Here is a 15322-nt window from a genome sequence, read left to right as displayed (position 1 = left end):
TGTTTCTCTGATTGTTTGGCTATCTTAGTAATAAATTCCATTGGCTTTTGTAATGGTCAACAAATTCTGTAGAAGATCTAAGCGGCATTTTTTAGTTCATGATATTTTTGATGTGGCGTTAAATAACCAATCGTTGAATGGCGTCGATAATAATTGTAAAACTGAATATAATTTTCAACTTCACAGACAACAGATTGATGATTCATAAACGATAAACGGTTAAGTCTTTCTGTCTTTAAACTCCTAAAAAATCTTTCCATCACGGCATTATCGAGGCAATTACCTCGCCGACTCATGCTTTGAGTTATTTTCCGTTCAAAGAGGTGCGCCCTAAACTCCTCCGATGAATATTGGCAACCTTGATCTGAATGGAACATCAAACTTGTCGTATCCGGTAATTGCCGTTCAATTGCGTTATCTAAGGCTTCTTTCACTAATTTCGAATCCGGTTTTGTTGATAAGGCATAACCAATAATTTCTTTGGTGGCTAAATCCAACACACAGGCTAAATAGCTCCACCCATAGTGATGTCTAATATACGTGATATCCCCGACATAATAGTGATTATGCTGTTCAGGGGAAAATTGTCGTTTAAGCAAATTAGGGGCATATCGATGTTCGTTACCCAATGAGTGATAGTAGTGCTTTTTCGTTGGTCTAATTGCAACTAATTGATTTAATTTCATGATGTTCGATATTTTATAAGTGCCAATTTGGTGCCCTAAACCCTTTAACTCGGCTTGAATACGTCTTTTGCCATAAATTTGACCCGATGTATAAAAAATACGTTTGATTTCGCCACACAGTCTTTCATTTTCAACTGTCGGTATTTTCGTTTCATAATAAAAACTACTGCTGCTTACTTCAAAAAGATGGCATAACTCAGTGACCGTAAAATTGGAGTACATGATTTTCAGTTGCTTCACGATTTTGAGTTTTGATTGTCGAGGATGAAGTAAGCCGCGGCTTTTTTTAATATGTCATTATCCCTCTGAGCACGCTTAAGTTGAACTTCTAATTCTTGTATGCGCTGTTGCTCGGGTGTTAACGCTTTTGATTTTACAGGCGTATTCCCATTTAACTCGGCAAGATATTGTTGCTTCCATCGTGATACGGCAGATTTACCCGCACCGGATATTTTTTCAACTTGGATATTGCTATATCCACCTTCAACCATGAGTTTTGCATATTCCAGTTTTTGCTTTCCGCTAAAGGTTACTTTTACTTTTCGGGTCATATTTATACCTATAAGATTTTGCTTAATTATAAGCTATAAATCTCTACAGTTTTATTAGACCACTACACTTTCGTGCATTCCCTTCTTGGATGAGATAGTTTAACATAGTAGTGACTTGATTATCGGTATAATAATTATACGACAACAGCGTGACAATTTCATTCATAAGCTCCATCATATCGCGTCGACGAATGTGCTTTTGGATAAGCGTCAACAAAGCCATTCGCTTGTGCTGCATAATCTCACCATCATCTAATGTGGTGACATCAGCTAATCGAAAGGGATTGGTATAAATACGCTCTGCTAGTTTCCTGTCTTCAAAGCAATCAAGCCAATCAGTGCTATAGGGGTGAGGACTCTGTTCACCACAATAAAATAACATTGGGAAAACTAACGGTAATTGCTTGTGTCTGGCTTCTAGGTGCTTCTGCAAGGCTATAACGCATTAATCGCCATACAATGAGCTTATCAGGAGTGGATTGGTGCTCAATTAATATATAGATATATCCGCTTCCCTTTGAGATACTGACTGAATAGAGAATATCACTCTGGTAACTTTTCATCTCCGCATCGATGAATGAGCCAGATTCCACTTTTAGGCTCTCTAAGTCGCATAGTGCTTTAATCTCATCCGGTAGCCAGACATCAAAGAAGTCTTTTGCCGTCTCTTTTTCGCTTAGAAATTGTTTAAACACAGCATCGTGTGGGGTTGGGGTGAATTTTTTATTCATCTTGTAATGTTCGCTTTTAACTTAGAAAAATATCAATGAAGAGAGTTTGAAGGACAAGGTAAAAAGACCTTATCAGCCATAATCTCTTTGCTCACTTCCTCAAAATCATCAACATCAATTACATAGATTGTTGATGAATTCTTTGGCACAAAATAAAAATTAACGGGAGATAGCGAAAGCTCATTAGAATTAATGTAACTCACCTCTCCGACTTCCAGAAATGTTGATAATCCCTTATCAATACAGTAATCGGCTGCTTCATCGTAAGTATCAAAAAATTATGAAGAATGCTGATTATTAATATCAAATACCAAAAACGGTTTAGCTACAAAAGCATTGTCTTTGCGTTTGATGTTTAACTTTTTCAAACTGCGGTTTTTACTCATCTCATATTTTCACTGTTTACATAACAAATTGCATCATAACAAACGAAAGCGCTATATTGAATGAGCAATCTTTTCACTACATGACATTAATTTTTTAACAATTGCTCCGGATTGACGATGATCTGACAGACGTCCTGTCCTACACTGGGAGCTTACGCATTTGATGACAGACCCTAGCAAGAAGCTTTTATCAAACGTACAATCAAACCCTAAAATAGCCTTTTCAAAAAGAATTGCTCTAAACAGGAATTATATTGAATAAACAACAGCTTGCGGCAAAAATATGGGAATCTGCCAACCAGATGCGCTCTAAAATTGAAGCCAACGAATACAAAGACTACATACTCGGCTTTATCTTCTACAAGTATCTAAGCGACCAGTTGGTGCAGTTTGTCACCAGACAGGGAATGACGCCCGAAGACATCAAAGCGCTCAATGAAAAAGACGCTGACACCGTTAAATACGTACAAAGCAACTTGGGCTACTTTATTGCCTACGATAATCTGTTTTCTACATAGATTGATCCAACATCCGAATTTGATGAATCTAACGTGCGTGATGCGCTCTCGGCCTTTAGCCGTTTGATTTCGCCAACTTACAAAAAACTGTTTGAAGGCATTTTTACCACACTGGAAACAGGTTTAAGCAAACTGGGTGAAAGTGCAGGCAAACGCACTAAAGCCATCAGCGACTTACTATACCTGATCAAAAGCATCCCCATGAATGGCAATCAAGGGTATGACGTACTGGGCTACATTTATGAATACCTGATTGAAAAATTTGCTGCCAATGCAGGTAAAAAAGCCGGTGAGTTTTACACGCCTCATGAAGTTTCGGTACTCATGTCGAACATTATCGCTCATGAGTTAAAACACAAAGATACCATCAAAATTTACGACCCCACTTCCGGCTCTGGATCGTTGCTGATCAATATCGGTGAGGCATTCGAGAAATACGCGAAAAATAAAGACTGTATCACCTATTACGCTCAAGAGTTAAAAGCCAATACCTACAACCTAACCCGTATGAACCTCATCATGCGCGGTATTAAAGCTAGCAATATTAAAACCCGAAATGGCGATACCCTAGAAGACGATTGGCCGTATTTTGATGACAGCGACCCGCAAGGCTCATACTACGCCTTGCATGTCGATGCCGTGGTGTCCAACCCCCCTTACTCACAAAACTGGGACCCCAGCTTTAAAGAAAGCGATCCACGCTATTCACGTTTTGGCCTGGCACCTAAAACCAAAGCCGATTTTGCTTTTTTGCTACACGATCTCTACCATCTAAAACCTGATGGCATTATGGCTATCGTACTACCTCATGGTGTTTTGTTCCGTGGCGGTGAAGAAGGTGAAATTCGCAAGCAACTCATTGAACATAAGCACGCCAAAGGCGTGCTTATGTTCCCGTTACGCTTGCGTTAGCTAATCCTTTTCCTGACACCACCAAACGCTTGTCTTCATAAGTAAAGGTAGTTTTTCCGTTGGTAGGCACATTGCTGTCGCTGGGATGATTTCCATTAGACGGGTAGCCGTCTGGCAACGCCCGATTGAGGGTATTCATCACATCACCGAACGTGACCGCGTCACCAAAATTGAGGTTTTCAAGCGTCAATTCGCCGATTTTCATGCTGCCATCTTCAATTTGACGCAGCGCTTTAAGGAGCGCGTTACTGTCAATTTCTGAGCCTGTTAGTGTGTCAAATTCCACTGCGGGCAGTGTTAAATCACTTTTTCGCCAATGCCCGATAATCAGACTGCCACCGGAGCCTATCGGATTGGGGGATGTGCCAAAAAAGGCAGTCGCCATCTGATAGGTTTTCGAGGTAATGCCAAAATCGGCTTTCACCCCTGCGATATTTTTGTAGGTGGCATAAATCGTTTTGCCGTCAAAAATCTCGCCTGTTTCACTGGTCATTATGATGACGTGGTTGATGTTGTCGTAATTTGCGCCTCGCTGCTCTTTGAGTAGCTGCACATTGACAACATTTTCAATATCGATGCCAAGATTATTGTTCATACTGTGAACCTTTTTCGTTGGAAAGTTGGAAAGTAAGATGATTGATTGAGGGTGTTGAGACGTTGATATAATCCGCGACAGAGGCGTTAATCGAAAACATCACGCGCTCTCGATACTGGCTACCTGTCGCAAAGTGCAAATCACGCACACCCGTTGGCGCAGATAAGCTAATGGTGTGTTTCCACTGTTGCTCAAAGCCTTTTTGCGTTCGCAGTAATCGCAAGAGAATTTGCGCCCGTTGCAAGGCTTGCTTGCCCCAAACATTCACGTCAAAAAGGATTTTCTCGTGCTGGCTGTATTCCATCACTTCAACGTTTCGGCGGTATGTTTCGCTAAAGCCTTTCACTTCACTGTTGCCCGATTGCTCAATACTGATAACAGGCGCATTAAAATCCTGATTTGCCAGATTTTCACGTCCGATAAATATGGTGTTTTCAGCAACCTCTAGCGTGTCTCGAATCACCATTGCCAGCCGTTGGATCGGTGGCTGGTAGTTTTTGTGGTGTAAATTGGTATTTTGTATTGACATATAGCGCCCTTTGGCGCTGTAATGTAATTACAGGTAGCGGAAACCCGCAGCTAACATCCCTGACAGGAGGAAATATGAGTGAAAAAGTAAAAGCCTTGCACGATGTCGAAATCGAAAAAATAAGAGCAGAAATTAGTAAACTAATGGCTGAAACGTCAAAAATAAACAAAGAAACTATTTGGTATCCAATCGCAGTTTCTGCCAGCTTAGTTGCTGCTGTGGCGGGTATTACCGCAATTATTATTAAATTTATTTAGAAGGATGCCCTTAACAGGGCATTTCATTATGCGAATCATCAAAAAATACACGCCACCAACCACAGAAGATTTAAAAAAACTCAAAAACAAGATGAGCTTTACGGGAAATCAAATGGCTGAATTGTGTGGGCTATCCGGTGCTAATCAGTGGCGTAAATACACGGGTGGCGAAAAACCAAGAACAATGAATCAACATATTTTATTTTTTGTTGCTGCTCAACTCGCTTTGAATGAAGATGAACTTAATAAAATATTGACTAAGATGCAGAGTTTAGGGGCGAGTCTTTCAAGAGACGACAAGTGATCTCACTATCCTTCACTTCCTCAAAGACATAGCGTACATAGCCATAGTCGCTATAGTCTTTGCGGTTAATCGATTTGAATATTTTTCCTTTGTACTCCAAGTAAACACCGAGCAAATCGGCATACTTCGGTTGCACATGCACCGTGAAATACTCCAATGACCAATCCAGACTATCCTTGTTAATCGCTTCATCCGGCAAACTGCTGATTACGCCTTCAATCGATTTTCGTGTCACCGCAAAATCCGGCTTAAAATCTTTCGTGCTGATCACTTCCGTGATGAATGTTAACGGTTGCGAAAATCGGCGGAGGGTTCTTGCCATATTGGGTAGTCTCATTTTTTCACCACCTGATAGGTTATCGAGTTTGCCAAATTACCGGTAACTCTCAATAATTTGGCGGCATCATTATTGGTATACTTAACCGCATTTCCAATTTTCTCGCGGGTTATCAAATACCCTTCATAGTATTTTTTCTCAAGTGTACTCTGCTTGTATTCAGGCCACGATCCAAAACCTTGTGTATCAAACGCCTCTTTTGACCAAGTGACCGAATCTTCGCCGATATAAGCCAGAAATTCCTTTGCGCTAATTTCACCTGAAATAAATAAGCGGTATTTTTCTTTTACCGCTTTTTCAATGATTTCTTTTTGGTGATCACGAATCGGTACGCGCAAAAATGAGCGAGGCGGGATTTTCTCCGTGCCAAATTCGTGGATCGTTGCCACTTCCACCACGCTAATATCGGAATCTTTATACGGTCTGGTATTTTCCAATACGCCCACTTCCACTTTCAGTTTGTTAAGTTCCTTAAACTGTTTTTTGGCTTTTTCCAGCAATTTTGATTTCAACATTACCAGTTCATCCCGATTGCCAAGGCGTAATTGTTAATGCGACTTTCCAGCACCAAATATTGCTCACCAAATGCGGAGGTTTTAAACCAGTCTTTCTCGGTTCCTGAAAAATTGGCGCTGGCACTGACATCGCCCACACCTTCACTACCAAACAGTGCATTCGGATCGGCTGAATGAGAATCCTTGGTTGGACTATTTTCATGGAAGCCCGCCAAAAAAAGCAGATGCGCGGTGAGGTACATCAAACCTTGCTCATACATCACGCCCCACACTTTCTTGTCCATCCGGTTTTCTGCATCGGTTAAATAGAGCAACAATTTGTTGTCATCGGCGGTAAAGGTTTGTTCGCCAAAACGGTCACGGAATTTCTTTATCATTTCTTGCATGAAGCCCCCAAAAAAAGTGGATGAACCCCGCTTAATTATACTTCAAACGAAGGGGTTTGTTTTGTGCCGTCCGTTAACTCAATCGTCAACGTCACGACATTACCTTCTTTTGATGCGGTGATTTTTTTAATGCCAACCCCTGCATCACCTTTCGTGCCTTTTTCGCCCTTATCTCCCTTTTCACCTTGATCGCCTTTTTCGCCCTTAAGTGTTCCGGCGTCCAGTGCTTCGTGAAGGGCAGATACCCCCGCTTCAATATTGTTGAGATTCTCCGCATTCAATGGGGTTTTGGTTGACGGTGAATTTTCCCAATTTGTTTTTGTGTAGCTCATCATTGACTCCGGATTCAAATAAAAATGAGGGGCTTGCCCTCATGATGGTGATTGTGGAAAGTAATTATCAGACGGCAAGGTTGTTCCGATTGGGAAGCCGCCGTCTATGACTTTGGGGCGGTTTTGTAATCGGCATAAACGGCAGATAGTGGCTGTTTCCACATTGCCCCACCAAAGGCGGAACGATAGCCACACTCGTAGGTCAGCAAATCACGCTGGCGAACGGCTAACAACTCCGGCATATGCACTTTCATCTCGACATATTCTTCGTCGTAGGTGTAAACCACCATACGTGTTTTGCCTTTGGTTATTTCTCTGGCATATCCTGCCGGAACTTTCACAAAGGTAATCGTAAAGCTGTCATTACCCGATGCCTTCCTCAACGCAGCCATAATCCTGTCCATCGCAGAAACAGGCAGTAAATCAGTCCCAACAATGGGGCTTTGGCTATCAAACTTCTGCATCGCCAGCATGAAATCTGCGGCATCCATCGCAATATGCGTTGGTTGCACCCGATAATCTGAGTTTGCCCACGCCTTGTTGTAAGCATCCAGTACCAGCTTGATAAACTCATTGGCGGTCATATCTTTCAGCGATTTACCCGATGCTTCTTGCATCACCTGTATTTTACCGCCTGTTAACAAACCTTCTTGTCCTTTCACATGTTGATGTCCGAGGTAACCTGCATATTGCAGCGTTGACAGGGCATTGGCGTACAAATCATCCTGTTTTTTGCTTTGCAGATTAATATTGATTTTGTTGATTTTTTCAAGCTCCTGTTGTGTCCATACAACGGCTTTTGCCCACTGGCAAACAGGCGCTTTGTACATCTCAATGGTGCTATCAATCGTCACCAGCGAGTTGGTTTTGTTGCCGATAATGCCGTCTTTGACAGAGCCCAACACCTCAGTAATACCGTATTCTACGTATTCATCGGCAAAATCCAGTCCTTCGTTGATTGGGATTGCCTCCCCGATATTGATTTCAGGTAACTGTTTTTCCTGTAGCTGCGTGTCACGTTCGGTTAATGCTTCTTGCAACACCGTTTCAAAATAGGCTTCTTCAATTGCCATCGGTTATTCTCCTACCTTTTGTATGAAGCCAAGCGTTATTGCCACGCACTGACTGCCTGAACTGACATTCTCAACCCAATACCCCAAATCAATATTGCCTGTTGCGGTTTTGGAAACTTTGCCAACATCGTCACCTTTTGCGACCACATAAACTTTATCGCCCCGTTTAAAGGTTTCATCTTTTGCCGTTGCTGCCCCAACGCAATCACCGTGGGAAAAATGCCCTATATTGACTTGCTTGTTGTGTGGTGCTTTCTCGCTGTAAATATCCCTCACCACGATACCGTGGATAACATCGGTGGCAGCAGAAATCGGCTTAATACCGCCGTCAGGGTTCACCGCCACAAACACGCCGTAGGGTAGGTCAGTCGTGGTGTTGTTTTCTTCGCCCCACACTTTGTCATTGGAGCTAGAGGCGCGATAGATTGTGCCTGCGCGCAAGGTTCCTTTTTCGGAACCCCAGTTTGTGAATCCAAATGCCATTAGCGACCTCCTAGGCGTTGTGATGCGGATTTGGTGGGTTTTCTATCGCCAAGATTTAATCGTGGCTTATTCTGTTCACGCTGACGATTGATGAGATAGTCATACTTACCGTTAATCGCAGAATCGCCGAGTTTTCTGGCTTCCTGTTGTGTCACCAAACCTTTCGCAATAATCACATTTTCCTTGATTTGCCGTGCGGTTCGGGCATGTCCAATTGCCACATCCCCAAACGTTGACTTCGCTTCGGCTTCCGTTTCGGCTAGCTCTTTTTCAGCTTTCAGTCGGGCGTTTTCTTCCTCCAGTGCTTTGAGTTTTTCCGTCAGTTCTTCAAGCTGCTTTTTCAGCGTCTCAATCAGCGATTTATCATCGGTAACCTCTGTATTTTCAGGCACGGAGGTGATTTCACTGGCTGCATCGCCTTGCTTAACCTCACTGGTAGGTGACGGTGTCACATTCAGACTTTGGGCTTTCCCGATTAATCCCGTTAATATCTCGCCGATTTCTTTTGTTGCTTCATCGGCGGATTCGGTGAGCAACTGAATGTAATCACTCATCTGAATCAATAGAGTATCAAGGGTATCGGGTGTTTCGCCCTCATCCCCCAACGTGTGCTGACCCTTAACGGCAGCGAGTTTTGCTTTCATAGACACAGCGCTATCTCCTAGTTTGACATCATGCCCAGAGCGTCCCTCGTCAACAATTGCGACGTGGTCACCTCTGATATGGGTTTTCTTGAAATCTACTCCTGTGGTGCCAGTCGGTTCAATAAACGACTTGTAACCACAACTGAGTTCTTTGATTTGGTAATTTTTAATCGCAGCAATCGCCTCAGCGTCATAAAGGAAAACATCGGCTGAAAGATAATCGCCATCCTGCTTCACATTCTGTACGTGACCAATAGCGGTATCCTTCCAGTTATCACTGGTCACCTCGTTATTGGGGGCGTGAAAAAAGGTAAGCGGTTTTCCCTCAAACGAGGCGATGGTTTCAGCGTCAAAAAGGTCTTCGGGTAATACCTCAACCTTGTAGCGTTGGGTGGGTAGCAAATTTGGCACATGACTGGAGAGTTCTTTGCCTTCAAATTCCTGTATCCCCACTTTGGCAATTTTGCTTGGTATGCGATAACCTGTTTCTAACTGTTGTGCGCCCTTAATATCAATAGGCAATCGGTTGTCATTGCCGTTCATCGTTTAATCCTTCTATGCTTTGTAAAATTACTTTGCTGACACAGCGACAATTAAAATCTTGCGAAGGGTGAAGCTCCACGCCCCCAATCCGTTTTCGTTTTTCCCACAGCTTGGTTTTCTCGTTGAAATACACGCTTGGGTCATCAAATCGGCAAATGCGATTATTCATCGCTGCATGAGAGGGACGGGTTCCGCCGTTTTTTCGTTTATCCATCACCGCTGACCAGCGATACAACTTAATCCCTAGCTTTTGCATTCGAAGATTGGTTAAATCACCCATCGCTTTCCGGCTTTGGTCAATCGCAATTCGCATGCCTCGGTTTTGCTGAATATTCAACGCTGCCGTGATTTCCTTTCCGGCGTCGCGCAACGTTTTGTTGCCGCCTATCATCGATTGCACAATTTTTTGTATATGGCTTAATGACTCGGTATGCAATCCTTTAATCAACTGGACGTTTTCGCCAATCATGCCGTTAAAGAAATCCTGCGTTTGTTTGCTGTCCAACACCGCTGCGGGGTTAATTGCAATCACAGACTCAAATTCACGGCTTAACCGTTTTTTGTTATCCGCATTAGTAATGTTGGCAAAATTACGCGCGACCCGTGTTGCAAATGCGCTGATGTCAATCGTTAAAAAACGGTCAACAATGCGGTTAAAGGTTTGGAAGCGTTTTTGGATAGAATTGGGGCTGGCATCGCCAAGATTTTTTTGTTGATTTTCTCTGGCAATTTCTTGCTTAACCACGAGCTTAAAAAGTGAAATAAGATGTTTAACTGAGGCGGCATAATAGACTTCTGCGCGCTTACTCGGATTAATCGGCTTACACTCCCTCCCCGTTAATTTTCCCTTGGGTGGTAAATTCACGGTCATCCTCCTCACTGAGTAGGTTTGCCATCATCGTCACTTCCGGTACGTTTTTCACGTCAACCAGTTCACGACGGTTTAACTCATTGAGCGCGTCTTGTGGCTCAATCACGCCGTGTTCCAGCAACAACATTAATGCCGTGGTCACGGTATTCAGATTAGTGGCAGACTCAGCTTTGTTTTCCGTTTTTATTTGGACAAATTCAAAGGCGACTTCCGTTTCGCTAATGCCATGCTTGGCACAAATGAATTTGTCGAAGAAGTTAATAATCGGGCGCAAACGGGATTCTTGAATTTCGAAAATGGTGTCGTAGTAAGATTGCAAATCTTCCTGTCCGGTGGAAAATCCGGCTGCCCCATCGCCAAACAAAATCGTTTTCGGTCTGTCCATCGCAATCGCCAATCGGTCTTGCGCTTTTGTCCAGATGTCTGAAACATTTGCCAGCGACAACTCTTTTTGCTCATACTGGCTGTCTGCATCCAGCATCAACACGTTGTGTCTTTTCTTGGCTTGCAATACTAATTGCAGCCAGTCGATAATTTCTTTGCCTCTTCCGTTGGTGATCCCCGTGTTCAAATCTTTCAGCAAAAAGATATCGGATTTCATCTCACGCAACATGCCGAGCACTTCATCATTGACGTAAAGATAGCCGAGCAAATCAGAGATAAACGCCAAAATATCACTTTTACCATCATTGGCTTTTTCATTCGCTCTAACGGTGCTATTGGTAATTTGATTAACGACCGTCAAACAACAACGGGAGTGATGAACAAGTATTTTCTCGGCGCTTTCTAACTCAAACAACAATGGCTTGTTAAAGTACGGACTAAAAATGTTGGTAGCGATTTTGCGAATGCGATACTCGCCTTGCCGGACGACCAAAAAGCCTTTTAACTGTTCGTTGTTCACATTGAGCGGCTTTTCCAGATTTTCTTCGTCGGTCACCGCGATTAACAGACTACCGCCGTAGAGCGAAGCCAGTTTTAACGCCAGTTCTGCGTGCTTTTTGATGTTAAGGCGCTTTTCTTCGCCCGTGAACACATCATTCAGTTGTTCGGTTCGTGCTTCATCATCGCCCGTAAAACGCACGGTGCGCCAATGCTTGATACAGTCTCCTGACGTTTTGTTGATATATTTCCGCACAATTGACACACGCTCATAGAGCCACGCCAAGCCTTTGTCGGTTTCAAAATAGCCCGCACCTGTTATGCCAAGTGCAGCAAAACAGGAGGGCAATGTGGTGGTGGACGCGCCTATCGCATTCACCTCACGCATCAGGTTATCCAGTCCGCCATCGGCGAGTTTTTGGGGTGATTTTTTTCGAAAAGATGAAAACATATGATCGCTCGTATTTTATTTAATTAATGGATAAATTCTTGATGTGTAGTCTTATTGTGACTACAATTAACTATTAGTAGATAATTATTTCGAGGAAATCTTATGCGTCATTCTGAAACCTATGTCCGCGCCCGCATTGACGCGAATACTAAACAACGCGCCACCGCTGCACTTGAAGCGATGGGGCTTTCTGTTTCTGATGCCATTAGGTTGTTGATGCTTCGCGTAGCTGATGAACAACGTTTGCCATTTGATGTCAAAGTCCCGAACACCACAACCAAAAAGGCAATAGCTGAATTAGAGGAAGGAAAGGGAAAACAGTTTGACTGTGTGACAGCATTGATGGCGGATTTACATGAGGACAATTGAGCGTTCAGTAACATTTAAACGTGACTACAAACGAGAAGCCAAAGGACGGCATCGCAATAACCTTGATAAAGTCCTCATATCCGTTATCACTTCTCTAGTGATTGATGAACCACTCAAAACATCCCATCGTGATCATGATTTAATCGGTAAATGGTCAGGTCATAGAGAATGTCATATAAAACCTGATTTGTTATTAATATATCGAAAACCAGATAGTGAAACCCTCCAACTTGTCAGGTTGGGATCACACGCTCAGTTATTCGGCTGAATGTTTACATCCGCAAATACCGATAAATTGTTTCTCTTGATACGCCAAATTAACAAAAGAATTTGGCTTTTTCTTCAATAGAGGGTTCTACGCTGGAATCCCAGATTTTGCCGTAGCAAATTCCGCGTCCCTTATTCGCATAATCGTTTGTCGGGTTGTATTAAATATTTTGGCAAGAGAACTGATACTTTGACCGTTTTTCAAATAAGATAGCACTTCTTCTCTTTGTTCATCGTTTAATGCTCGAGGTCTGCCGAGCTTTTTACCCTGTGCTTTTGCTCTGACTATTCCTACCTGAGTGCGCTCAATTAGCAAATCCCGTTCAAATTCAGCAACAGCAGAAATCACCTGCATTGTCATTTTTCCGGCTGGACTGGTGAGATCGACGCCACCTAATGCAAGACAGTGAACTTTAACACCTACCGAGGCTAGGTTTTCAACGGTTTTACGAATATCCATGGCATTTCGCCCGAGTCGGTCTAATTTGGTTACCACAAGAACGTCTTCTGCTTCTAATCTGTCGGTTAATCTGACAAATCCATTTCTTTCATTAGCAGCAACCGAACCGCTAATATTCTCTTCGACAATTCGATGCGGTTTAATGTTAAATCCGGCTGCTTCAATTTCTCGGCGTTGATTTTCGGTGGTCTGTTCTAAGGTGGATACTCGGCAGTAGGCAAAAACCCGTGACATATTTATTTCTCCTGTACGAAATAGATGTACTTATTATACAGGATGTACGAAATTAATTTAACCTATTTTTGTACAGGTGTTTTAGGGCGTGTACGAAACCGAACGATTTTGAACAGCAAAAATTACCCGAAATGGTTACTAATTAACCTGTCCGATAATAAAATCATTTTTTATTTTTTCCTAAACCCCATACAACTAATTTAATCATCTGTTAAGGGGATAAACTCTTCCATTCTGTTAGCGACACTATGTGCATGAGCACTAATATCTTCTTCATTGACTTCACCTAAAGTACTACGCATACTCTCAGCAAATTCTTCAATGTTGTTAATAATATCTGCATGTAACGTAGGGTCACTTTTCTCTAATGAGTTCATTACAATCGTTAAAATATTTGACAGAGCCTCTAGGCGAACTTCTAACTCGTTAATATCCTCAATGGAGACCTCTTCTTCAATCATCATGCTATGTTCTCTCTATTAATTCATTTGGTTAGCTATTAATATGGGTTATTGAACCAAAACCGCCTGTAATCGATTCTAAGCGTATCAAATTGAAAATCGCTACGATTGGGTTACTTATATCAAGAAAACGCCTTACATAGCGTTACAGGCTGCTTAAAATTGATTTATGAACCAGATATGAACTGCAATATCAAAAAATTCACCGATTTCTCTAAAATTCCCTGTAATCGATTTTTGGATTGTTTTAGATAGAAAAAATCCGATTTTACCCCAAAAATTGCAGTAGTATCCCCGCACGCCTACTCGCTAAACATGTCGTTTTTTATGCAGCTGCACAATGCCTCTCAGCGTAGGCCAGCACTGGTGATTTTAGGTGGGCAAAAACTTGATGGTTAGGAAATTGAATCGCTTTTAAAGTGAGTAGCAAAAGCCATCCCTTATTGCAAAAAGGAGATGGGGATCGATTTATTGTGTTTAGTGCCAGTTAACATTTCCTCAGAGAGTGTAATTTCTAACCTGATTTCCTTATTTTAGACACATTGATCCTGCGTTTAGCTGCGTAACCATCGCTTTTTCTCCAGGTTATGCAGTCTTTCTGACAACAATTCCGTTGCTTTTTTACCCATTTGCGCCCCGGTGAAAAGCAGCCTGTCGCCACACAGAATACATTTGTACGGATCGGTACGCAGAAATCCTTTCATCAGCACAGAAAAACCTGGGTTCTCCGGTTTTTTACGTGCCGTCATCTCAAGTGCCTTATACACTTTCGGCAATAGTTTTCCTCGTTTACGATTCGACAAAAAACCAGAGTAACGCACCATTTTAAAATGCCTGGCCGGAATATGGCTTATATAGCGTCTAATCATCTCTTCCTGCGGCAGAGTCTGCTGCCGATGCTGGCCAGTTCGGTGGTCATGGTAGTGATGAACAACGGCACCCCCTCGGTAATGCCGCAGTTTTGACGCAGATACCGGTGGGCGTTTAAGGTAGCGACCGAGGTACTTAACACTATGCCATGCCCCTTTCGTTTTTTTAGCAAAGTGCACTTTCCAATAACGTCCGTACTGCGCCCTCAAGTAACGCCGCCAATGTTTTTTGTCACGGATATGGCCAAGACCGGGAAGAAGGCCAGGGTTAATTAAATCATAACTGTGACGCAGTAGTCGGATAACAGCCCCTCGCCAGATTTCTTCGACATCCTTTTTTTTGAAAAACAGCTTTCGCCATACACTATGTTTACTATCCAAACCCCCTCGAGTGACGGAAACATGAACATGCGGATGTTGATTGAGTTGCCGGCCATAAGTATGCAAGGCACAGAAAATACCAATTTCGATACCCTGTTTGCGAGCCAACTGCAGCATAGCTCGAGTGGCTGCCCGAAACAGAGCATTAAGTAGCGGCCAGTTATTGTTAAAAAAAGGCCAAAGGAGATGTGGCATGGTGAAAGTAATGTGTTGCCAGTGTCACCGATCATGCAAAACTGATCCACTAACGATCATCTAAAACTGATCCACTTGGTATTATTCGCACATTTTTGTA

Annotated in this window: 18 protein-coding genes and 3 pseudogenes; 5 read left to right on the top strand and 16 right to left on the bottom strand. The window is 42.7% G+C overall.

Features of this window, described 5'->3' with window-relative positions; all coding sequences use genetic code 11:
- Positions 1–77: 77 nt before the first annotated feature.
- Both ArsFIN_RS20700 and ArsFIN_RS20695 read right to left on the bottom strand, forming a co-directional pair.
- Positions 78–1237 (bottom strand): IS3 family transposase gene (locus tag ArsFIN_RS20700; protein ID WP_135678367.1). Its coding sequence is split into 2 segments (ribosomal slippage): positions 78–958 and positions 958–1237, totalling 1161 coding nucleotides; the frame shifts between segments, so codons are not numbered across the junction.
- 43 nt (positions 1238–1280) lie between these two features.
- A pseudogene (locus ArsFIN_RS20695) lies at positions 1281–1968 on the bottom strand (Rpn family recombination-promoting nuclease/putative transposase).
- A 640-nt stretch (positions 1969–2608) separates the two neighbouring features.
- Between ArsFIN_RS20695 and ArsFIN_RS20690 the strand changes: the two are divergent.
- Positions 2609–3778, top strand: a pseudogene (locus ArsFIN_RS20690) (N-6 DNA methylase); the annotation flags it as partial.
- Here the strand turns inward: ArsFIN_RS20690 and ArsFIN_RS20685 are convergent.
- Both ArsFIN_RS20685 and ArsFIN_RS20680 read right to left on the bottom strand, forming a co-directional pair.
- Positions 3759–4379 (bottom strand): DUF3383 family protein, encoded by a 621-nt coding sequence (locus tag ArsFIN_RS20685; RefSeq protein ID WP_135678455.1) that lies wholly within the window; start codon positions 4377–4379, stop codon positions 3759–3761. The pseudogene ArsFIN_RS20690 and the gene ArsFIN_RS20685 sit on opposite strands and share 20 nt — an antisense overlap.
- The gene (locus ArsFIN_RS20680) at positions 4369–4908 is read right to left on the bottom strand and encodes a phage neck terminator protein (protein WP_135678453.1); all 540 of its coding nucleotides are present in this window, start codon (positions 4906–4908) and stop codon (positions 4369–4371) included. The genes ArsFIN_RS20685 and ArsFIN_RS20680 overlap by 11 nt, the downstream gene beginning before the upstream one ends.
- Before the next feature lie 74 nt (positions 4909–4982).
- Between ArsFIN_RS20680 and ArsFIN_RS20675 the strand changes: the two genes are divergently transcribed.
- Together ArsFIN_RS20675 and ArsFIN_RS20670 are read left to right on the top strand one after the other, a co-directional pair.
- Positions 4983–5165, top strand: coding sequence for a hypothetical protein (locus tag ArsFIN_RS20675; protein WP_135678451.1), 183 nt, complete (start codon positions 4983–4985; stop codon positions 5163–5165).
- Between the two features lie 28 nt (positions 5166–5193).
- Positions 5194–5469 (top strand): XRE family transcriptional regulator, encoded by a 276-nt coding sequence (locus tag ArsFIN_RS20670; protein WP_135678450.1) that lies wholly within the window; start codon positions 5194–5196, stop codon positions 5467–5469.
- Here ArsFIN_RS20670 and ArsFIN_RS20665 read toward each other — a convergent pair.
- From ArsFIN_RS20665 to ArsFIN_RS20625, 9 genes are all read right to left on the bottom strand, one after another.
- Positions 5423–5806, bottom strand: coding sequence for a hypothetical protein (locus tag ArsFIN_RS20665; protein WP_135678448.1), 384 nt, complete (start codon positions 5804–5806; stop codon positions 5423–5425). The two genes, ArsFIN_RS20670 and ArsFIN_RS20665, sit on opposite strands and share 47 nt — an antisense overlap.
- Positions 5803–6321 (bottom strand): hypothetical protein, encoded by a 519-nt coding sequence (locus tag ArsFIN_RS20660; RefSeq protein ID WP_135678447.1) that lies wholly within the window; start codon positions 6319–6321, stop codon positions 5803–5805. The genes ArsFIN_RS20665 and ArsFIN_RS20660 overlap by 4 nt, the downstream gene beginning before the upstream one ends.
- Positions 6321–6707 carry a DUF4054 domain-containing protein gene (locus tag ArsFIN_RS20655; protein WP_135678445.1) on the bottom strand — a complete coding sequence of 129 codons (387 nt, stop codon included), beginning with the start codon at positions 6705–6707 and terminating at the stop codon, positions 6321–6323. The genes ArsFIN_RS20660 and ArsFIN_RS20655 overlap by 1 nt, the downstream gene beginning before the upstream one ends.
- A gap of 35 nt (positions 6708–6742) precedes the next feature.
- Positions 6743–7042: a hypothetical protein gene (locus ArsFIN_RS20650; RefSeq protein WP_135678443.1), complete on the bottom strand. Its 300-nt coding sequence runs from the start codon at positions 7040–7042 to the stop codon at positions 6743–6745.
- 101 nt (positions 7043–7143) lie between these two features.
- Positions 7144–8112 carry a major capsid family protein gene (locus tag ArsFIN_RS20645; protein ID WP_135678441.1) on the bottom strand — a complete coding sequence of 323 codons (969 nt, stop codon included), beginning with the start codon at positions 8110–8112 and terminating at the stop codon, positions 7144–7146.
- Positions 8113–8115: 3 nt separating this feature from the next.
- Positions 8116–8553 (bottom strand): structural cement protein Gp24, encoded by a 438-nt coding sequence (locus ArsFIN_RS20640; RefSeq protein ID WP_246067492.1) that lies wholly within the window; start codon positions 8551–8553, stop codon positions 8116–8118.
- Between the two features lie 41 nt (positions 8554–8594).
- Positions 8595–9782, bottom strand: a complete 1188-nt coding sequence (locus ArsFIN_RS20635; RefSeq protein ID WP_135678437.1) for a DUF2213 domain-containing protein — start codon at positions 9780–9782, stop codon at positions 8595–8597.
- Positions 9769–10647, bottom strand: a complete 879-nt coding sequence (locus ArsFIN_RS20630) for a phage head morphogenesis protein (protein ID WP_167876731.1) — start codon at positions 10645–10647, stop codon at positions 9769–9771. The genes ArsFIN_RS20635 and ArsFIN_RS20630 overlap by 14 nt, the downstream gene beginning before the upstream one ends.
- Complete coding sequence (locus ArsFIN_RS20625) at positions 10604–11821, bottom strand: anti-CBASS protein Acb1 family protein (protein ID WP_167876730.1); 1218 nt, start codon at positions 11819–11821, stop codon at positions 10604–10606. Before ArsFIN_RS20625 ends, ArsFIN_RS20630 begins: the two co-directional genes overlap by 44 nt.
- Positions 11822–12088: 267 nt before the next feature.
- On the opposite strand from ArsFIN_RS20625, the gene ArsFIN_RS20620 reads away from it, so the two are divergent.
- Complete coding sequence (locus ArsFIN_RS20620) at positions 12089–12355, top strand: type II toxin-antitoxin system RelB/DinJ family antitoxin (protein WP_135678431.1); 267 nt, start codon at positions 12089–12091, stop codon at positions 12353–12355.
- Positions 12342–12623 carry a type II toxin-antitoxin system YafQ family toxin gene (locus ArsFIN_RS20615; protein ID WP_135678429.1) on the top strand — a complete coding sequence of 94 codons (282 nt, stop codon included), beginning with the start codon at positions 12342–12344 and terminating at the stop codon, positions 12621–12623. The genes ArsFIN_RS20620 and ArsFIN_RS20615 overlap by 14 nt, the downstream gene beginning before the upstream one ends.
- A gap of 87 nt (positions 12624–12710) precedes the next feature.
- Here ArsFIN_RS20615 and ArsFIN_RS20610 read toward each other — a convergent pair whose 3' ends face one another.
- From ArsFIN_RS20610 to ArsFIN_RS20600, 3 genes and pseudogenes are all read right to left on the bottom strand, one after another.
- Positions 12711–13316 carry a recombinase family protein gene (locus ArsFIN_RS20610; protein ID WP_135678426.1) on the bottom strand — a complete coding sequence of 202 codons (606 nt, stop codon included), beginning with the start codon at positions 13314–13316 and terminating at the stop codon, positions 12711–12713.
- 200 nt (positions 13317–13516) lie between these two features.
- Positions 13517–13780 (bottom strand): hypothetical protein, encoded by a 264-nt coding sequence (locus ArsFIN_RS20605; protein ID WP_246067491.1) that lies wholly within the window; start codon positions 13778–13780, stop codon positions 13517–13519.
- Positions 13781–14331: 551 nt separating this feature from the next.
- Positions 14332–15243: pseudogene (locus ArsFIN_RS20600) on the bottom strand (IS91 family transposase); the annotation flags it as partial.
- Positions 15244–15322 lie beyond the last annotated feature (79 nt).

Source organism: Arsenophonus nasoniae (genome assembly GCF_004768525.1).
GTDB classification, from domain to species: domain Bacteria; phylum Pseudomonadota; class Gammaproteobacteria; order Enterobacterales; family Enterobacteriaceae; genus Arsenophonus; species Arsenophonus nasoniae.
Note: the sequence above shows the minus strand (reverse complement) of the source record. Positions and strands in the feature narration are given on the sequence as shown.